Annotated in this window: 17 protein-coding genes; 11 read left to right on the forward strand and 6 right to left on the reverse strand. The window is 67.1% G+C overall.

Annotation, left to right across the window (positions count from 1 at the left end; all coding sequences use genetic code 11):
• The first annotated feature begins 65 nt into the window (after positions 1-65).
• Entirely contained in the window at positions 66-1,169 is a 1,104-nt protein-coding gene (locus ACAM55_RS16640; protein WP_369652609.1) for an adenosine deaminase, read from the forward strand.
• On the forward strand, positions 1,166-2,146 hold the full coding sequence (locus tag ACAM55_RS16645; protein WP_369652610.1) for a Bug family tripartite tricarboxylate transporter substrate binding protein: 981 nt from the start codon (positions 1,166-1,168) through the stop codon (positions 2,144-2,146). The genes ACAM55_RS16640 and ACAM55_RS16645 overlap by 4 nt, the downstream gene beginning before the upstream one ends.
• 135 nt (positions 2,147-2,281) lie before the next feature.
• Here ACAM55_RS16645 and ACAM55_RS16650 read toward each other — a convergent pair whose 3' ends face one another.
• A complete protein-coding gene (locus tag ACAM55_RS16650) occupies positions 2,282-2,722 on the reverse strand; it encodes a CBS domain-containing protein (RefSeq protein ID WP_055799807.1) in 441 nt (146 codons plus the stop codon).
• 142 nt (positions 2,723-2,864) lie between these two features.
• Between ACAM55_RS16650 and ACAM55_RS16655 the strand changes: the two genes are divergently transcribed.
• Both ACAM55_RS16655 and ACAM55_RS16660 read left to right on the forward strand, forming a co-directional pair.
• Positions 2,865-4,175, forward strand: a complete 1,311-nt coding sequence (locus ACAM55_RS16655; protein WP_369652611.1) for an O-acetylhomoserine aminocarboxypropyltransferase — start codon at positions 2,865-2,867, stop codon at positions 4,173-4,175.
• 1 nt (position 4,176) lies between these two features.
• Positions 4,177-4,983: an alpha/beta fold hydrolase gene (locus ACAM55_RS16660; RefSeq protein ID WP_369652612.1), complete on the forward strand. Its 807-nt coding sequence runs from the start codon at positions 4,177-4,179 to the stop codon at positions 4,981-4,983.
• A gap of 1 nt (position 4,984) precedes the next feature.
• Here ACAM55_RS16660 and ACAM55_RS16665 read toward each other — a convergent pair whose 3' ends face one another.
• Both ACAM55_RS16665 and ACAM55_RS16670 read right to left on the reverse strand, forming a co-directional pair.
• The gene (locus ACAM55_RS16665; protein ID WP_369652613.1) at positions 4,985-5,974 is read right to left on the reverse strand and encodes a Bug family tripartite tricarboxylate transporter substrate binding protein; all 990 of its coding nucleotides are present in this window, start codon (positions 5,972-5,974) and stop codon (positions 4,985-4,987) included.
• An 8-nt stretch (positions 5,975-5,982) separates the two neighbouring features.
• Complete coding sequence (locus tag ACAM55_RS16670) at positions 5,983-7,413, reverse strand: M20 family metallopeptidase (protein ID WP_369652614.1); 1,431 nt, start codon at positions 7,411-7,413, stop codon at positions 5,983-5,985.
• Between the two features lie 110 nt (positions 7,414-7,523).
• Here ACAM55_RS16670 and ACAM55_RS16675 point away from each other — a divergent pair, with 110 nt between their 5' ends.
• A complete protein-coding gene (locus tag ACAM55_RS16675; protein ID WP_369652615.1) occupies positions 7,524-8,471 on the forward strand; it encodes a LysR family transcriptional regulator in 948 nt (315 codons plus the stop codon).
• A gap of 3 nt (positions 8,472-8,474) precedes the next feature.
• Here ACAM55_RS16675 and ACAM55_RS16680 read toward each other — a convergent pair whose 3' ends face one another.
• Together ACAM55_RS16680 and ACAM55_RS16685 are read right to left on the reverse strand one after the other, a co-directional pair.
• The gene (locus tag ACAM55_RS16680; RefSeq protein ID WP_369652616.1) at positions 8,475-9,140 is read right to left on the reverse strand and encodes an NAD-dependent epimerase/dehydratase family protein; all 666 of its coding nucleotides are present in this window, start codon (positions 9,138-9,140) and stop codon (positions 8,475-8,477) included.
• Positions 9,141-9,153: 13 nt separating this feature from the next.
• Positions 9,154-9,537, reverse strand: a complete 384-nt coding sequence (locus tag ACAM55_RS16685; protein WP_369652617.1) for a thioredoxin family protein — start codon at positions 9,535-9,537, stop codon at positions 9,154-9,156.
• 101 nt (positions 9,538-9,638) lie between these two features.
• Between ACAM55_RS16685 and ACAM55_RS16690 the strand changes: the two genes are divergently transcribed.
• Entirely contained in the window at positions 9,639-9,977 is a 339-nt protein-coding gene (locus tag ACAM55_RS16690) for an Mpo1-like protein (protein ID WP_369652618.1), read from the forward strand.
• Between the two features lie 6 nt (positions 9,978-9,983).
• On the opposite strand, the gene ACAM55_RS16695 is transcribed toward ACAM55_RS16690, so the two are convergent.
• The gene (locus ACAM55_RS16695; protein ID WP_369652619.1) at positions 9,984-11,195 is read right to left on the reverse strand and encodes a YihY family inner membrane protein; all 1,212 of its coding nucleotides are present in this window, start codon (positions 11,193-11,195) and stop codon (positions 9,984-9,986) included.
• A 64-nt stretch (positions 11,196-11,259) separates the two neighbouring features.
• On the opposite strand from ACAM55_RS16695, the gene ACAM55_RS16700 reads away from it, so the two are divergent.
• The 5 genes from ACAM55_RS16700 (at position 11,260) to ACAM55_RS16720 (ending at position 14,992) form a co-directional block, all read left to right on the forward strand.
• A complete protein-coding gene (locus tag ACAM55_RS16700) occupies positions 11,260-11,667 on the forward strand; it encodes a DUF2069 domain-containing protein (protein ID WP_369652620.1) in 408 nt (135 codons plus the stop codon).
• Entirely contained in the window at positions 11,664-13,091 is a 1,428-nt protein-coding gene (locus ACAM55_RS16705; RefSeq protein ID WP_369652621.1) for an FAD-binding oxidoreductase, read from the forward strand. The genes ACAM55_RS16700 and ACAM55_RS16705 overlap by 4 nt, the downstream gene beginning before the upstream one ends.
• Before the next feature lie 48 nt (positions 13,092-13,139).
• The gene (locus ACAM55_RS16710; RefSeq protein ID WP_369652622.1) at positions 13,140-13,982 is read left to right on the forward strand and encodes a thymidylate synthase; all 843 of its coding nucleotides are present in this window, start codon (positions 13,140-13,142) and stop codon (positions 13,980-13,982) included.
• A gap of 17 nt (positions 13,983-13,999) precedes the next feature.
• Positions 14,000-14,521, forward strand: coding sequence for a dihydrofolate reductase (locus ACAM55_RS16715; RefSeq protein ID WP_369652623.1), 522 nt, complete (start codon positions 14,000-14,002; stop codon positions 14,519-14,521).
• Between the two features lie 228 nt (positions 14,522-14,749).
• Positions 14,750-14,992, forward strand: a complete 243-nt coding sequence (locus ACAM55_RS16720) for a hypothetical protein (RefSeq protein WP_369652624.1) — start codon at positions 14,750-14,752, stop codon at positions 14,990-14,992.
• Positions 14,993-15,019 lie beyond the last annotated feature (27 nt).

Below are 15,019 nucleotides of genomic sequence, written 5' to 3' on the forward strand. Positions count from 1 at the left end.
CAGTGAATCAAATTATAGAAATTCAAAATTTTTCTTATGGTGCTCCGAACCCTAGACTGACCGGCATGACCAGCCCTGCCTTGCCGCCCCTCACGCTGGAATCCATGCTGCATGGGATTCCGAAGGTGGAGCTGCACTGCCACCTGTTCGGCACGGTGCGCCACGAAACCTTCAAGCAACTCAACTGTCGCGCCGGTTCGCCGCTCGCGGCCGAGGAAATCGAGGGCTTCTATACGCGCGGGGAAAAACCGGTCGGCGTGCTGCGTGTGCTGCGCGCGCTCGACGCGCAGCTGGTGCGCAACCCCGGCGACCTGTACCAGCTGACCCGCGAATACCTGGAAGACGCGGCGGCCCACAACGTGCGCTACGCCGAGTTCTTCTGGAACCCGACCGGCACCGTGCACGGCTCCGGCATTTCCTATCCGATGGCGCAAAGCGCGATCGTCCGCGCGATCCATGACGCGCAGCAGGAGTTCGGCATCGCGGGCCGGCTCATTGCCGCCATCGACCGCGAGGCGAGCCCCGGGGCCGCCGTGGAGATGGTGGAGTGGGTCAAGGCCCACCGCTGCGACGAGGTGATCGGCATCGGCATCGACTATCGCGAGGTCGACCGGCCGCCCGAACTGTTCGCAGAGGCCTACGCCGAGGCGCGGCGCGCGGGGCTCAAGGCCACCGCGCACGCGGGCGAGTTCGGCATGCCATGGACCAACGTGCGCACCGCGCTCGACATGCTGCAGGTTGACCGCATCGACCACGGCTACACGGTGGTCGACCAGCCCGACTTCGCGCGCCAGTGCGCCGAGCGCGGCGTGATCTTTACCGTGGTGCCCACCAACTCGTACTACCTGCGAACGCTGCCGCCCGAGCGCTGGGCGCTCGACCACCCCATTCGCCGCATGCCCGGCCTGGGCCTGCGCATCCACCCCAACACCGACGATCCGACGCTGCACAAGGTCACGCCCACGCAGGCATGGCTGATGATGGCGCGCGACTTCGGCTTCGGGCTGGACGACCTGCGCGGCTTCATGCACAACGGGCTCGATGGCGCGTGGATCGACGATACGCAGCGCCGCGCGTGGCGCACGCAGTGGAGCCGCGAGTTCGACGCGCTGCGTGCGCGCCTTGCGCAAGAACCGCATCCCGCCCACCAGGAACGACCCACGCCATGAACAAATCCCGCCGCCTTCTTCTTGCCGCAACCCTCTGTTCGGCCTTGCCCGCCATCGTGCTCGCGCAGGGCGCATGGCCCACCGCGAGGCCGATCACGCTGATCGTTCCCTACACTGCGGGCGGCAGCGTGGACGTCAACGCCCGCCTCGTCGCCACCCGGCTGGGCGAACGGCTGAAGCAGTCGGTCGTCATCGAGAACGTGAGCGGCGCGGGCGGCGCCATCGGCGTGGCCAAGGCCGTGAACGCGGCGCCGGACGGCTACACGCTGGTGGTGGGGCCCGACAGCGCCATCGCCATCGGGCGGCTGGTCAACCCCTCGGCCTTCAAGTTCGATCCGCTCAGGGACCTGGCCCCGGTCGGCATGCTCAACACCGCGCCGATGGTGCTGGTGGCACGGCCCGGCCTCGAGGCCCAGACCTATGCCGACTTCGTGAAGCTCGCCAAGGCCAAGCCCGGCGCCTACAACTACGCCACCTCGGGCGTGGGCACGGTGTTGCAGCTGGCCATGGAGCTTCTCAAGCAGCGCAGCGGCATCTTCGTGACCCACGTGCCCTACCGCGGCGGTGCCCAGATTGCCACCGACGTGATCGGCAACCAGGTCGACCTGGCGATGCTGGTCAGCACCAGCGCCATTCCGCACGTGAACGGCAACCGCCTGAAGGCGCTCGGCATCACCGGCAGCCAGCGCCTCGCCGCCCTGCCCAACGTGCCCGCGTTCAACGAAATGCCCGGCCTCAAGGGCTACGACATGGTGAGCTGGACCGGCATCTTCGCCCCTGCCAAGACTCCGCCCGCCATCGTCGCCCGCCTCAACCAGGAGCTGAACGCCGTGCTCGCTGAAGAGCAGGTGCGCAGCAAGCTCAACGAGCAAGGCGCCCTGCCAGGCAGTGGCACGCCAGAGCAATTCGGCCAGTTCGTCCAAGCCGAATACGCCCGGAATCAGAAGATCGTCCAGTCGGCCAATATCAAGGAATAAACCGCCCGAACCGAGCGGCCGGCGCAGCCAGGCTCCTTCGTGAAACACCGAGGAACCGGCTTTGCCGGGCCTCTGGTGTTGCCCCCGGTAGGGGCTGGCGCAGCGACACGAAGTGCGCGAAGACTGGGGGCGAGCTTATTGCTCTTCTGGCCAATCGCGGATGTAGGCTTTCAGCATCTTGTTCTCGAAGTTCTGGCTGTCGACCACCGCCTTGGCCACGTCGTAGAAGCTGATCACGCCCATCAGCATGCGCTTGTCCATCACGGGCATGTAGCGCGCGTGGCGCTCCAGCATGATGCGGCGGATCTCGTCGAGGTCGGTTTCGAGCGTGCAGGTCACGGGCGCGTCGTCCATGGCCTTGCGCACCAGCGTGCCGCCTACCTGGCCGCCGTTGTCGACGATGGCCAGGATCACTTCCCGGAAGGTGAGCATGCCGACCAGGTCGCCGTGTTCCATGACCACCAGGGAGCCAATGTCCTTTTCCGCCATGGTGTTGACGGCTTCGGCCAGCAGGTCGTCGGGCGTGATAGTGAAGAGCGTGTTGCCCTTGACGCGAAGGATGTCGCTGACTTTCATCTGGTGCTCCTCTCGGAAATCGTTCTCGGCGGCGTGCCGATTTGAATATAGCCCACAATCGGCGCCGACTCCCACGCCCATGATGCGCGCGCATGATTAGCAGACGTAACGGGGCATTGCGAACGAACCCAGAAAGGTCCTCATGCCCGGCTATTCCGACCCCGGATTCGACACCCTTGCGCTGCACGCCGGCGCCGCGCCCGACCCCGCTACCGGCGCGCGGGCGGTGCCGATCCATCTCACCACCTCTTTCGTCTTCGAGTCGAGCGACCACGCGGCGGCGCTCTTCAACCTCGAGCGCGCGGGCCATGTCTACTCGCGCATCAGCAACCCGACCAACGCGGTGCTCGAACAGCGCGTTTCGGCGCTCGAAGGCGGCATCGGCGCCATTGCCACCGCCAGCGGCCAGGCCGCGCTGCACCTGTCGATCGCCACGCTCATGGGCGCCGGCTCCCACATCGTGGCGAGCACCGCGCTCTACGGCGGCTCGCAGAACCTGCTGCACTACACGATGCGGCGCTTCGGCATCGAAACCACGTTCGTGAAGCCCGGCGACCTCGATGGCTGGCGCGCCGCGATCCGGCCCGAAACCAAGCTGCTGTTCGGCGAAACCGTGGGCAACCCCGGGCTCGACGTGCTCGACATTCCGGCGGTGAGCGATATCGCGCACGCGGCGGGCGTGCCGCTGCTGGTCGATTCCACGCTCACCTCGCCCTACCTGATCAAGCCGTTCGACCACGGCGCCGACCTGGTCTACCACTCGGCGACCAAGTTCCTCTCGGGCCATGGCACCGTGATTGGCGGCGTGGTGGTCGACGGCGGCAGCTTCGACTGGGAGAGATCGGGCAAGTTCGCCGAGCTCACGCAGGCCTATGACGGCTTCCACAACATGGTCTTCAGCGAGGAAAGCACGGTCGGTGCATTCTTGCTGCGCGCCCGGCGCGAGGGGCTGCGCGACTTTGGCGCGTCGATGAGCCCGCACACGGCCTGGCTGATCTTGCAGGGGATCGAGACGCTGCCGCTGCGCATGGAACGGCACATCGACAACACCCAGAAGGTGGTCGAGTTTCTTGTGAGCCACCCCTTCGTGTCGCGCGTGGGCCACCCGCTGATCGAATCGCATCCGAGCCATGCATTGGCGCAGAAGCTGTTGCGCCACGGCGCGCGCGGCGCCGGCGCGGTGTTCAGCTTCGACATCAAGGGCAGCCGCGCGCAAGGCAAGGCTTTCATCGAGGCGCTGAAGCTCTTCAGCCACCTGGCCAATGTGGGCGATTGCCGCAGCCTGGTGATCCACCCGGCCAGCACCACGCACTTTCGCATGACCGACGAGGCGCTCGCGGGTGCGGGCATTTCGCAGGGGACGATCCGGCTTTCGATCGGGCTGGAAGACCCGGCCGACCTGATCGACGATCTGAAGCGTGCGCTGAAGGCTGCGGAAAAGGCGGGGGCCTGACATGAACTACACCGTCAACGGCCACACCACCTATTGCTATGCAGGCGGCAAGTCCTTCGATTCGGCCAAGCCCACGGTCGTCTTCATCCACGGCGTGCTCAACGACCACAGCGTGTGGATCCTGCAAAGCCGCTGGTTCGCCAACCACGGCTGGAACGTGCTCGCGGTCGACCTGCCCGGCCACTGCAAGAGCGAAGGCCCGCCACCCGCCAGCGTGGAAGACGCGGCGCAGTTCGTCATCGCGCTGCTCGACGCGGCCGGTGTGCAGAAGGCTGCGCTCGTGGGCCACAGCTTCGGCTCCCTGATTGCGCTCGAAGCCGCTTCACGCGCGCCCGAACGGGTGACCCACCTCGCATTGGTGGGCACGGCCTACCCGATGACCGTGTCGCCCGCGCTGCTCGATGGTGCGCTCAACGATCCGCAACGCGCCATCGCGATGGTCAACACCTTCTCGCATTCGCTGCTCGCGCCGCCGCCCTCCTCGCTCGGCCCCGGCACCTGGCTCTACGGCAGCTCGCGCGCGCTGATGCGCCGTGTGCTCGCGAGCAACCGCGACGCCAACGTGTTCCACATCGGCTTCAAGGCCTGCAACGACTACGCCAACGGCGAGAAGGCGATCGAGGCCGTGCAATGCCCTGTGCTGTTCCTGCTCGGCGATGCCGACCAGATGACGCCGCCGCGCGCGACCAAGGCGCTGGTGGGCAAGGCCCGCAACGCCAAGGTGGTGACGGTGCACGCCGGCCATGCACTGATGAGCGAGGCACCCGACGAAGTGCTGTTCGCGCTGCGCGACTTCATGACGGCCTGAACTACTCCGCCACGATCCCCGCGCGGTGCGCGAGCGCACGGTAGCGCGAGATCTCGCCCTCCATCTGCTTGCGGAATGCCGCCGCGCCGATAGCCACCGGCTCCATGCCCTGCGCGCGCAGTTGCGCCTGCAGCGCCGGGTTGCCCATGGCCACGACGACCGTGCGGGCGAGCTTGTCGATCACCGGCGCCGGGGTGCGGGCCGGCGCGGCGAAGCCGTACCACCCATCGAAGGTGGCATCGGGCAGCCCCTGTTCGGCCAGCGTGCGCACCTCGGGCAGCATGCCGGAACGCGTCACGCCCACGATGCCGAGCGCGCGCAGCTTGCCCGAGCGCACATGCGGCGCCACGGAAGCCACGGTGTCGATGACGACCTCGATCTCGCCGCCGATCACCGCCATCGAACTCTGGCTGCTGCCCTTGTACGGGATGTCCTGGAGCTGGACGCCCGCGGCCAGCGCGAACAGTTCGCCAGCCAGGTGAGGGGCCGAGCCCGAGCCGAAGGTGGCATAGCGGATGCTCTTCGGCCTGGCCTTGGCCGCCGCGACGAGCTCCGGCACCGAGTGCCACGGCGTGCCCTTGCCCACCACCAGCACCAGCGGCGTGCGCGCCACGATGGCGATGGGCGCGAGGTCGCGCAGCATGTCGTACGGCAGCTTCGCGCGCAGGGCCGGGTTCACGCTGAAGCTCGTCGAGCCCGACAGCAGCAGCGTGTAGCCGTCCGGCGCAGCCTTGGCGACAGCGTCGGTGCCGATGATGGTGGAGGCGCCGGGCTTGTTGTCGATCACGATGGGCTGGCCCAGATGCTCGGACAGCGTCTGCCCCATTGCCCGTGCCACGAGATCGGTGCCGCCGCCCGGTGGAAAGGGCACGACCAGCCTGATGGGTCGATCGGGCCAGGCGCCTTGGGCAAACGCGGGCGCCTGCGCAGCCAGGGCAGCGGAAGCGGAAAGCAACAGGCCGAAGCGGCGACGGGAGATGGCGAGGTTCATGGTGCGAGTCAGGAGAAGGAAGATGAAACGGATGCCGGAAGCCGCCCGGCAGCCCACGGTGCGAGCCCCGGCTCGCCCAGGTCCCAATAAAGGCCCGCCATGATCTGCAGGCCTTCGCGCGCCAGCGGCGCCAGCAGGTGTTCGTTCGGCGCGTGCTGCGCGCACGCCGGGTATGAATGCGGCACCCACAGCGTGGGCAGGCCCAGCACGTCGGCGAAGACGTCGTTGGGCAGCGAGCCCGCGAGGTTGGGCAGCAGGTCGACGCGCTGGCTGCTGCTCTTTTCGATGGAGCGCCGGGCCCAGTCGACCCACGGGTTCTCCACGTCGAGCCGCGTCGCGGCGCCCTCCAGAGTCACCTGCACTTCGACGTGGCCGAAGCCGTGCGCGTCGAGATGCGCGCGCACGATCTTCGCCAGGCCGCGCCACGGCGTTCCGACCACGAAGCGCAGTTGGCAATGCGCCACCGCCTCGGACGGGATCGCATTGACCGGACGCTGCGGCGAACCCGCGCCGAGCGCGAGCACCTCGATGGTGTTCCACGCCACCAGCCGCTCGGCCGGAGTCAGGCCCGGCTCGCCCCAGCCTTCGTCGAGCGCGGGATCGTCGGCGCCGCCGCCGATGGCGATATCGGCCAGCGCGTCGCGCACGCCCTCGGGAATCGGCGGCGGCCGCAAGGCCTCGACCAGGACGCGCCCGCGCGCATCCACCAGCGACGCCACGGCATGGCTCAGCACCGTGGCCGGATTGGCAAGCACGCCGCCCCAGTTGCCCGAGTGGTAGCCCCGCGCCCGGGCGCGCAGCCGCAGGCTGAAATTGACGGCGCCGCGCGAGCCGAGGAACAGCGTGGGCCGCGCGGCGCTCACGCGCGGTCCGTCGCTGGCGATGAACAGGTCGGCGCGCAGCCGGTCGCGCTGCTGCTCGCACACCGCGTGAAGGCCCGGCGACGCGGCCTCTTCGCCGGTCTCGATGAGCCAGGTGATGTTGTAGCCCAGGCGCCCGCCCCGCGCGCGCAGCGTGGCCGCCAGCCCGCCGAGCGCAATGGTGTGCTGGCCCTTGTTGTCGGCCGTGCCGCGCCCGTACCAGCGGTCGCCGCGCACGGTGAGGACCCAGGGCCCGAGGCCTTCCTCCCACTGCGCGTCCTGCCCGCTCACCACGTCGCCGTGGCCATAGCTCAGCACGGTGGGCAGTGCAGGATCTTCGATGCGGCGCGCAATCAGGAAGGGGCCGCCGCCGGCCACGGGGTTTTCGACGATTTCGCATGCGAAACCCAGTGCGGCCAGCGGCGGCACCAGCTCGTCGCGCAGGTAGGCGCCGAGCGCGGGCGTGGCGGCGCCGGTATCGCTCTCGGTGCGAAAGGCGACGCGCCGCTGCAGGTCGGCAAAGAAGCCGCCGTCGTCGAAATAGGCGGCGGCAGCGGCAAGGCTTTCGGTACGTTGCATGAGGGGATTTCCTGTTTCCATCGGGTGCAGCAAGTAAAAGGCCTGAAGGGCGATGCTTCCAGCATCATTTTCGCAAGCTACCATTGCCTTCTAGGCAAGGCTCGACTCCCATGACACCACCGCTCCTCAGCATTCCGATGCGCCATTTCCTGGAGGTGGCGCGCAGCGGCTCGGTCAGCCAGGCGGCCGCGCGGCTGTTCGTGGCCTCATCGGCGGTCAGTCGCCAGATCGCCAAGCTCGAAGACAGCCTGGGCACGCCCCTGTTCGAGCGCCACGCCAGGGGCATGGCGCTCACCGCGGCCGGCGAGCGGCTCGCGGCGCATTTGCGCAATGCGCAGCTCGACATCGAGCAGGTCATCGAGCAGGTGCGCGACCTCGGCGGCCGCAGCGCGCACCGCATCCGCATGGCGTGCACCGAAGGGTTTGCGGCGCACTTCATGCCGCAGGTCATGCGCAGCTTCGAGTCGGCGCACCCGGGCACGCAGCTCGAACTCCACGTGGGCTCGCCCGACGGCGCAAGCGCGCTGCTCGCGCGCGGCGAGGCCGACATCGCCCTGAAATACGTTGTGGCCCCGGAGCCCGGGCTGAAGATCGAGCACTCGGCCAATGCGCCGGTATTCGCGGTGCTGCGCCCCGACCATCCGCTGGCGCGGCAACGCGTGGTGTCGGTGGCGGACGCGGTGCGCTATCCGCTCGCCGTGGGCGACAAGGGCGTGACGGCGCGGCAGCTGTTCGACCAGGCGTGCAGCCTGCAGGGCCTGCAGTACCGCGCGATCTTCGTCAGCAACTTTTCATCGGTGCTGCTGCCGCTCCTGCGTACGCCGGACGTGATGCTTTCGGGACATCTCACGGTCACGCACCTCATCGATGCGGGCACGGTGGTGGCACGCCCGTTTGCCGAGGCGCCGCTGCAGCAGCGGCAGCTGCAGGTGCTGGCGCTCGAAGGCCGCACGCTCACGCCGCTGGCACAAGAGTTCGTACAACACCTGGTGCATGCCATTGCCAGCGCGGGCCGGCGCAAGCTGGGCCACGCGCGCTCCAGTGCACCCGCGGCGTGAGCTTCAGCGGCCCAGGGCGTTGATGTCCGCCGGGTCGAGCAGCACCTTCGGCGCACCGTGCCGCGCCACGGCCAACATCGCCCGGCCCACCTTCTCGGTCGTCGTCACCTTGTCGGGCCACAGCCGGTACGCGAGTCCCAGCACCGGCTTGAGCACCATGATCGCGGCCTGGTAGAGCGGCGTCTTCGAACGCACGCCGTGCATCGGCTGGATCATGCCGGGACGGAACATGTAGGCGGCCTTGAACGGCAGCTTCAGCAAGGCGTTTTCGGTGGCGCCCTTCACGCGCGCCCACATGCTGCTGCCGCGCTCGCTGCTGTCGGTGCCGGCTCCCGTCACATAGGTGAAGGTCATTTCCGGATTGAGCCGCGCGAGCACCGTGGCCGCGGCCATCGTGAGTTCGTAGGTGATGCGCTTGTAGTCGGCCTCTTTCATGCCGACCGACGACACGCCGAGGCAGAAGAAGCAGGCATCGAAGCCCTGCAATTGAGGCTCGAAGGCGCTGTAGTCGTACATGTCTTTGATCACCACCTCCTGCAGCTTCGGGTGCTGCTGCCCGGTGGCATTGCGGCCGACCGCGACGACGCGGTCCACGTCGGGCGCGAGCAGGCATTCGCGCAGCACGCCCTGCCCCACCATGCCGGTGGCGCCAAAGATCAGGATGTTCATGGGCAGGGCGCGGTCAGACCGCGAATTCGGCGGGACGCTTCTCGAGCACCGCCAGCAGCAGGTCGACGTCGAGGCTGGAAGGCTGTGGCGGCTGCAGCGCGCCGAGCATGCGCGACAGCGTCTCGGCATGCGGCAGCAGCGGGCCCAGAAAGCGGGTGCCGTCGGCGCCGGCAATCAACAGCGTCGGAAAGGTCTCGACGTCGAAGGCATCGGCAATCTCGGCGTGGTCTTCGATATCGACCCAGGCAAAGCGGAATTGCGGATGCGCCCGCGCCACCTGCTCGAGCAGCGGCCGGTAGTCGCGGCAGGTGCCACACCATTCGGCGCACAGGCACACGACCCACGGCGCATCGCGGGCCGGCTCGGCAGATTCGGGGGCGGCGGGAAGAGCGCTCAAAGCTGATGCGGTGAAGGTGTGAATACGGAGCCGGGATGGTCCGGCGGGAAGGTCGTGGCTATTATGGACAAAGCGCTCCCGGCGCTCAGGAGGCTCGCACGATGAACACCACGACTGCCCCGGAATCTGCCGTCGATCCGCGCCGTTTCAAGAGCTTCGCGGAGTTCTATCCGTTCTACCTGACCGAGCACGCCAACCGCACCTGCCGGCGCCTGCACTTCGTCGGATCGACGATTTCGCTGCTGTGCCTGGTGGCGCTGATCGTCACGCTCAACCCGCTCTGGCTCCTGGCCGGGCTGGTCGCGGGTTACGGCTTTGCCTGGATCGGACACTTCGGCTTCGAGAAGAACAGGCCCGCGTCGTTCAAGCGGCCGCTCTACAGTTTCATGGGCGACTGGGCGATGTACCGCGACATCTGGTTGGGCAGAGTGAAGATCTGACCGCTATTAGATCAATAGCACGTCACCCAGACGCAGCGAATGCAGCGGGCCTTTTTGCCACAGGTCTTCGAGCGGCTCGGCGCGCGGCATCAACAGCTCCCTGAGAAGCGGCTCGATGGGCGTGGAGGGGTCCGCCAGCAGCACGTAGCGCGGGTCCTCGTCGGCGGTCTCTTCGGCAAGCGGCGCGATCCAGTCGAGCGCCACCAGTGTTTCGAGCACCGGCACCAGCTGCAGGGTGTCGATCCGCATGCGCGTGACGAGTTCGGCGGCGCCCATGCCCTTGGCCGGCGTGGCGCGCGCCCGCGCCAGGTGCTGCAGCACTTCCATGGCCAGCTGCAGCGGCCATCCGGCCCGGCCGCCGCGGCGCGCAACGCCGGTCAAGAGGCTCGGCAGGTAGGCCGCGATGACTGCGCCGAGCAGCACGATGACCCAGGCCACGTAGATCCACACGAGCAGGATCGGCACCGTGGCAAAGGCGCCGTAGAGCACCGAATAGGTCGGCACCAGGCTCAGGTAGTAACCCAGCACGCGCTTGGCAATTTCGATGGCGGCCGCCACGAAGATGCCGCCGGCCCAGGCGTGCGACCAGCGCACGTTGGTGTTCGGCACGTAGTGGTAGAGCGAGGCCATGCCGCCCGCGAGCAGCACGATCTCGAAGGTGTCGAAGAACAGCTTGAGGATGCTTCCGCCCACCACGTCGCGCGACGCGGCGAACACGTATGAGGTGGTCGAGAGGCTCACCGCCAGGATCAGCGGGCCGAGCGTGATGGCGGCCCAGTAGATCAGCACGCGCTGCGCAAAAGGCCGGGGCGAACGCACGCGCCAGATGTTGTTGAGGGTCTTGTCGATGGTGAGGATCAGCGCAATGGCGGTGATCAGGAGCACCACCAGGCCCGCGATGCCCAGGCCGCCGGCCTTGCTCGAGAACTGGTTCAGGTAGCCCAGCACCTGGCGTGCGATGTTGTCGGGAATCAGGCTCTCGATGAGCCAGCGCTGCAGCCGCCCCTGCAGCTTGGCGAACATCGGGAACACGGTAAAAAGCGCCAGCGCCACCGTGAAGAACGGCACCATGGCGATGGTGGTGGTGAAGGTGAGGCTGCTGGCCGTCAGGCCGAGCCGGTCTTCCCGGAAACGCTCGCCCAGCACCGCGGCGGTGTTGCCCCACGGAAAGCGCGAAAGATCCCTCCAGAGCTGACGACGATTCATGGCCGGTATCATAAGAACCCGAACCCTCTTCTCGTCTTCGCACGCTTCGTGTCGCCAGTTCCGCGGTGTTCAATCCATGCAAACCTTCACACCGCACGCCTCTTCTTCCGTCAGCGCCACCCGATGGCTTGCCGTGGGCAGCCTCGCCGGACTCATCGTGCTGGGCCTGGCCTGGGAGCTGTGGCTGGCGCCGCTGCGGCCGGGCGGCTCGCTGCTGGCGCTCAAGGTGCTGCCGCTTGTCATTCCGCTTGCGGGGCTCTACAAGAACCGCATGTACACCTACCGCTGGGTCAGCCTGATGATCTGGCTCTATTTCACCGAGGGCGTGGTGCGCGCCTGGAGCGACACCAACGGCGTGGGCCAGGTGCTCGCGCTCATCGAGGTGCTGCTGTGCCTCGCGCTCTTCACGGCCTGCGCATTGCACGTCCGGCTGCGCCTGCGCAATGCCAAGGCGGCCCGCCAACTGGAGGCTTCCACCCAATGACGACTTCTTCTCCCCTGATCGACCAGCTGCGCGCCATCGTGGGTGCACAGCACGTGCTGAACGAAGGCGATCTCACCGCCTACGAACAAGACTGGCGCAAGCGCGCGCGCGGCAAATCGCTGGCCGTGGTGCGGCCCGCCAATGCGCGCCAGGTGGCCGACGTGGTCAAGGCCTGCGCCGCGGCCGGCACGGCCATCGTGCCGCAAGGCGGCAACACCGGCCTGGCCGTGGGCTCCATTCCCGACGACAGCGGCACGCAGGTGGTGCTGAGCCTGCAGCGGCTGAACGCGATTCGAAGCGTCGATGCCGCCAACCTCACGATGACCGTGGAGGCCGGCTGCATCCTGCAGACCCTGCAGGAGACGGCCGAGAAGCAGGGCTACCTGTTTCCGCTGAGCCTTGCGGCCGAAGGCAGCTGCACCATCGGCGGCAACCTGGCCACCAACGCCGGCGGCACGCAGGTGGTCCGCTACGGCAATACGCGCGAGCTGTGCCTGGGCCTCGAAGTGGTCACGCCGCAGGGCGAGATCTGGGAAGGCACCAGCGGCCTGCGCAAGGACAACACCGGCTACGACCTGCGCGACCTGATGATCGGCAGCGAAGGCACGCTGGGCATCATCACCGCGGCGACGATGAAGCTCTACCCGCTGCCCGCGGCGCAGCTCACGGCCTGGGCCGCGGTGCCCTCGCTCGATCACGCGGTGACGCTGCTGGGCCTCGCCCACAAGCAGCTGGGCTCGGGCCTCACCGGCTTCGAGGTGATGGGCAGGTTTGCGCTGAGCCTGGTCGACAAGCACATGCCGCAACTGCGCGTGCCCTTCATCGGCGATGAAGCCGTGCCGTACTGCGTGCTGCTCGAGAACTCCGACAGCGAATCCGAAGACCATGCGCGCGCACGCTTCGAGGCGCTGCTCGAAACCGCCTTCGAAGACGGCTGCGTAACCGATGCGGTGGTGGCCGAGAACCTCGCGCAGGCGCACCAGCTCTGGCATATCCGCGAGAGCATTCCGCTCGCACAGGCCGAAGAGGGCCTGAACATCAAGCACGACATCTCGATTCCCGTGTCGCGCATTCCGGCCTTCGTGGCGGAAACCGATGCCCTGCTGGCGCGCGAGATCGCCGGTGTGCGGCTGGTGAACTTCGGCCACCTGGGCGACGGCAACCTGCACTACAACGTGCAGGCGCCCGAGAACATCGACACCAAGGCCTTCCTGAAGAACGAGGAAGAGCGCATCAACACGCTGGTGTACGACGCGGTCGAGAAGTTCGGCGGCTCGTTCTCGGCCGAGCACGGCGTGGGGTCGCTCAAGGTCGACAAGCTCGAGAAGCACAAGTCGCCGGTGGCGCTGGAAATGATGCGCGCGATCAAGCGCGGGCTCGATCCCAAGAACATCCTCAACCCGGGCCGTGTGATCCGGGTCTAGGAACTTAAAATTCGAATCACCCCCACCGAGCCAGACGCGAACCCTTCCATGACATCCACGCCCGTGCGCCCCATCCGCTCCCAGTACGAAGACTTCATGCGCCATGTGGACACCCATGGCGTCCACAAGAGCGACCGCACGGGCACGGGCACCAAGAGCGTGTTCGGCCACCAGATGCGTTTCGACCTGAACGAAGGCTTTCCGCTGGTGACCACGAAGAAGGTGCACCTGCGGTCCATCATCCAGGAGCTGCTGTGGTTCTTGACCGGCTCCAGCAACAACAACTGGCTCAAGGAGCGCGGCGTCACCATCTGGGACGAATGGGCGCGCGAGGACGGCGACCTGGGCCCCGTGTACGGCGTGCAATGGCGCAGCTGGCCCACGCCCGACGGCGGCCACGTCGACCAGATCTCCGAAGTCATCAAGACCCTGAAGACCAACCCCGATTCGCGCCGCATCATCGTCAGTGCATGGAACGTGGCTGAGCTCTCGAAGATGGCGCTCATGCCCTGCCATGCGTTCTTCCAGTTCTACGTGGCGCCGCCGCAGGCGCCGGGCGAGCGCGGCAAGCTCAGCTGCCAGCTCTACCAGCGCAGCGCCGACATCTTCCTTGGCGTGCCCTTCAACATCGCGAGCTATGCGCTGCTCACGCACATGATGGCGCAGCAGTGCGATCTCGACGTCGGCGACTTCATCTGGACTGGCGGCGACTGCCACATCTACAGCAACCACGCCGAACAGGTGGCGCTGCAACTGAGCCGTGCGCCCTACCCGTATCCCACGCTCCACATCAAGCGCAAGCCGGCCTCGATCTTCGACTACCAGTACGAAGACTTCGAAGTGCTCGACTACAAGCACCACGAGGCCATCAAGGCGCCCGTGGCGGTGTGAGCAGACCATTCGGCCTCATGACGACACCGCGCATCAACCTCATCTTTGCCCGCGCCGCCAACGGCGTGATCGGGGCCAACGGCACCATGCCCTGGCACCTGCCCGAAGACCTGGCGCACTTCAAGCAAACGACCGGCGGCGCACCGGTCATCATGGGCCGCAAGACCTGGGACTCGCTGCCGCCGCGGTTCCGGCCGCTGCCGGGCCGGCGGAACATCGTCGTCACGCGACAGGACGATTGGAATGCCGACGGCGCGCAGCGCGCGGGCAGCCTGCAGGAGGCGCTCTCGCTGTGCGAAGAATCGCAAGTGCCCGATGTATGGATCATCGGCGGCGCGCAGATCTATGCCGAAGCCGAGCCGCTGGCACAGCAGGCCGTCGTCACCGAGATCGCGCGCGACTACGAAGGCGATGCGCATGCGCCCCAACTCCACCCCTCCGCGTGGCGTGAAACGGATCGTGAATCGCACGTCTCGGCCAGGGAAGGCTTGAATTACAGCTTCGTGACCTACGAACGCATCGGGTCATCGAATGCATGAGCGGTAACGCGGCGTAGCGCCCACTATCGCACCAACGGCATGCCGATACCGGTAACCAGCGGAGACACCGCAACCGGCCTGATCTGAAAACCGGCACCTTCGTTTCCGGCGGCCTCGATCGAGGAACACTTCGGTACACATGCAAAAGTAATGCGGGCTGAAGGGACTAGGCAGAACCGCGGATTTTTCCGCAAAATGCTCGTCCATATCTAGACAAGGAGACGGCTCATGTCCATGGAGTTTCTTCGGGTCCTCGCCGAGCAGAGATTGCCATACGTCGTCCACACGCCAGCCGACATCGACAGGCTGCGCGTGCTGCGGGCCGCCGAGCTGGTGACCGCGTTCATTCCCCCCTCCACCAGCCACGCGCCCGACGATCGTGCGATCCGTCATCTCGCCCAGGTGGAATCGATCACCGCCAAGGGCAAGCTGGCGCTGAACAAAGCCACCTCGGCCTTCATCGAACTCTGAGCTTCGGCACATCGCCAAGCCCTTCGA

The sequence above is a fragment of the Variovorax sp. V213 genome (assembly GCF_041154455.1).
Classification (GTDB): Bacteria; Pseudomonadota; Gammaproteobacteria; order Burkholderiales; family Burkholderiaceae_C; genus Variovorax.

Excerpts from the sequence above, each read along its gene's own strand:
- ACAM55_RS16640 (WP_369652609.1), top strand. The coding sequence starts at position 66 with ATGACCAGCCCTGCCTTGCCGCCCCTCACGCTGGAATCCATGCTGCAT.
- ACAM55_RS16650 (WP_055799807.1), bottom strand. The coding sequence starts at position 2,722 with ATGAAAGTCAGCGACATCCTTCGCGTCAAGGGCAACACGCTCTTCACT.
- ACAM55_RS16690 (WP_369652618.1), top strand. The coding sequence starts at position 9,639 with ATGAACACCACGACTGCCCCGGAATCTGCCGTCGATCCGCGCCGTTTC.
- ACAM55_RS16700 (WP_369652620.1), top strand. The coding sequence starts at position 11,260 with ATGCAAACCTTCACACCGCACGCCTCTTCTTCCGTCAGCGCCACCCGA.
- ACAM55_RS16680 (WP_369652616.1), bottom strand. The coding sequence starts at position 9,140 with ATGAACATCCTGATCTTTGGCGCCACCGGCATGGTGGGGCAGGGCGTG.
- ACAM55_RS16645 (WP_369652610.1), top strand. The coding sequence starts at position 1,166 with ATGAACAAATCCCGCCGCCTTCTTCTTGCCGCAACCCTCTGTTCGGCC.
- ACAM55_RS16660 (WP_369652612.1), top strand. The coding sequence starts at position 4,177 with ATGAACTACACCGTCAACGGCCACACCACCTATTGCTATGCAGGCGGC.
- ACAM55_RS16710 (WP_369652622.1), top strand. The coding sequence starts at position 13,140 with ATGACATCCACGCCCGTGCGCCCCATCCGCTCCCAGTACGAAGACTTC.
- ACAM55_RS16655 (WP_369652611.1), top strand. The coding sequence starts at position 2,865 with ATGCCCGGCTATTCCGACCCCGGATTCGACACCCTTGCGCTGCACGCC.
- ACAM55_RS16705 (WP_369652621.1), top strand. The coding sequence starts at position 11,664 with ATGACGACTTCTTCTCCCCTGATCGACCAGCTGCGCGCCATCGTGGGT.
- ACAM55_RS16720 (WP_369652624.1), top strand. The coding sequence starts at position 14,750 with ATGTCCATGGAGTTTCTTCGGGTCCTCGCCGAGCAGAGATTGCCATAC.
- ACAM55_RS16715 (WP_369652623.1), top strand. The coding sequence starts at position 14,000 with ATGACGACACCGCGCATCAACCTCATCTTTGCCCGCGCCGCCAACGGC.
- ACAM55_RS16665 (WP_369652613.1), bottom strand. The coding sequence starts at position 5,974 with ATGAACCTCGCCATCTCCCGTCGCCGCTTCGGCCTGTTGCTTTCCGCT.
- ACAM55_RS16675 (WP_369652615.1), top strand. The coding sequence starts at position 7,524 with ATGACACCACCGCTCCTCAGCATTCCGATGCGCCATTTCCTGGAGGTG.
- ACAM55_RS16695 (WP_369652619.1), bottom strand. The coding sequence starts at position 11,195 with ATGATACCGGCCATGAATCGTCGTCAGCTCTGGAGGGATCTTTCGCGC.
- ACAM55_RS16670 (WP_369652614.1), bottom strand. The coding sequence starts at position 7,413 with ATGCAACGTACCGAAAGCCTTGCCGCTGCCGCCGCCTATTTCGACGAC.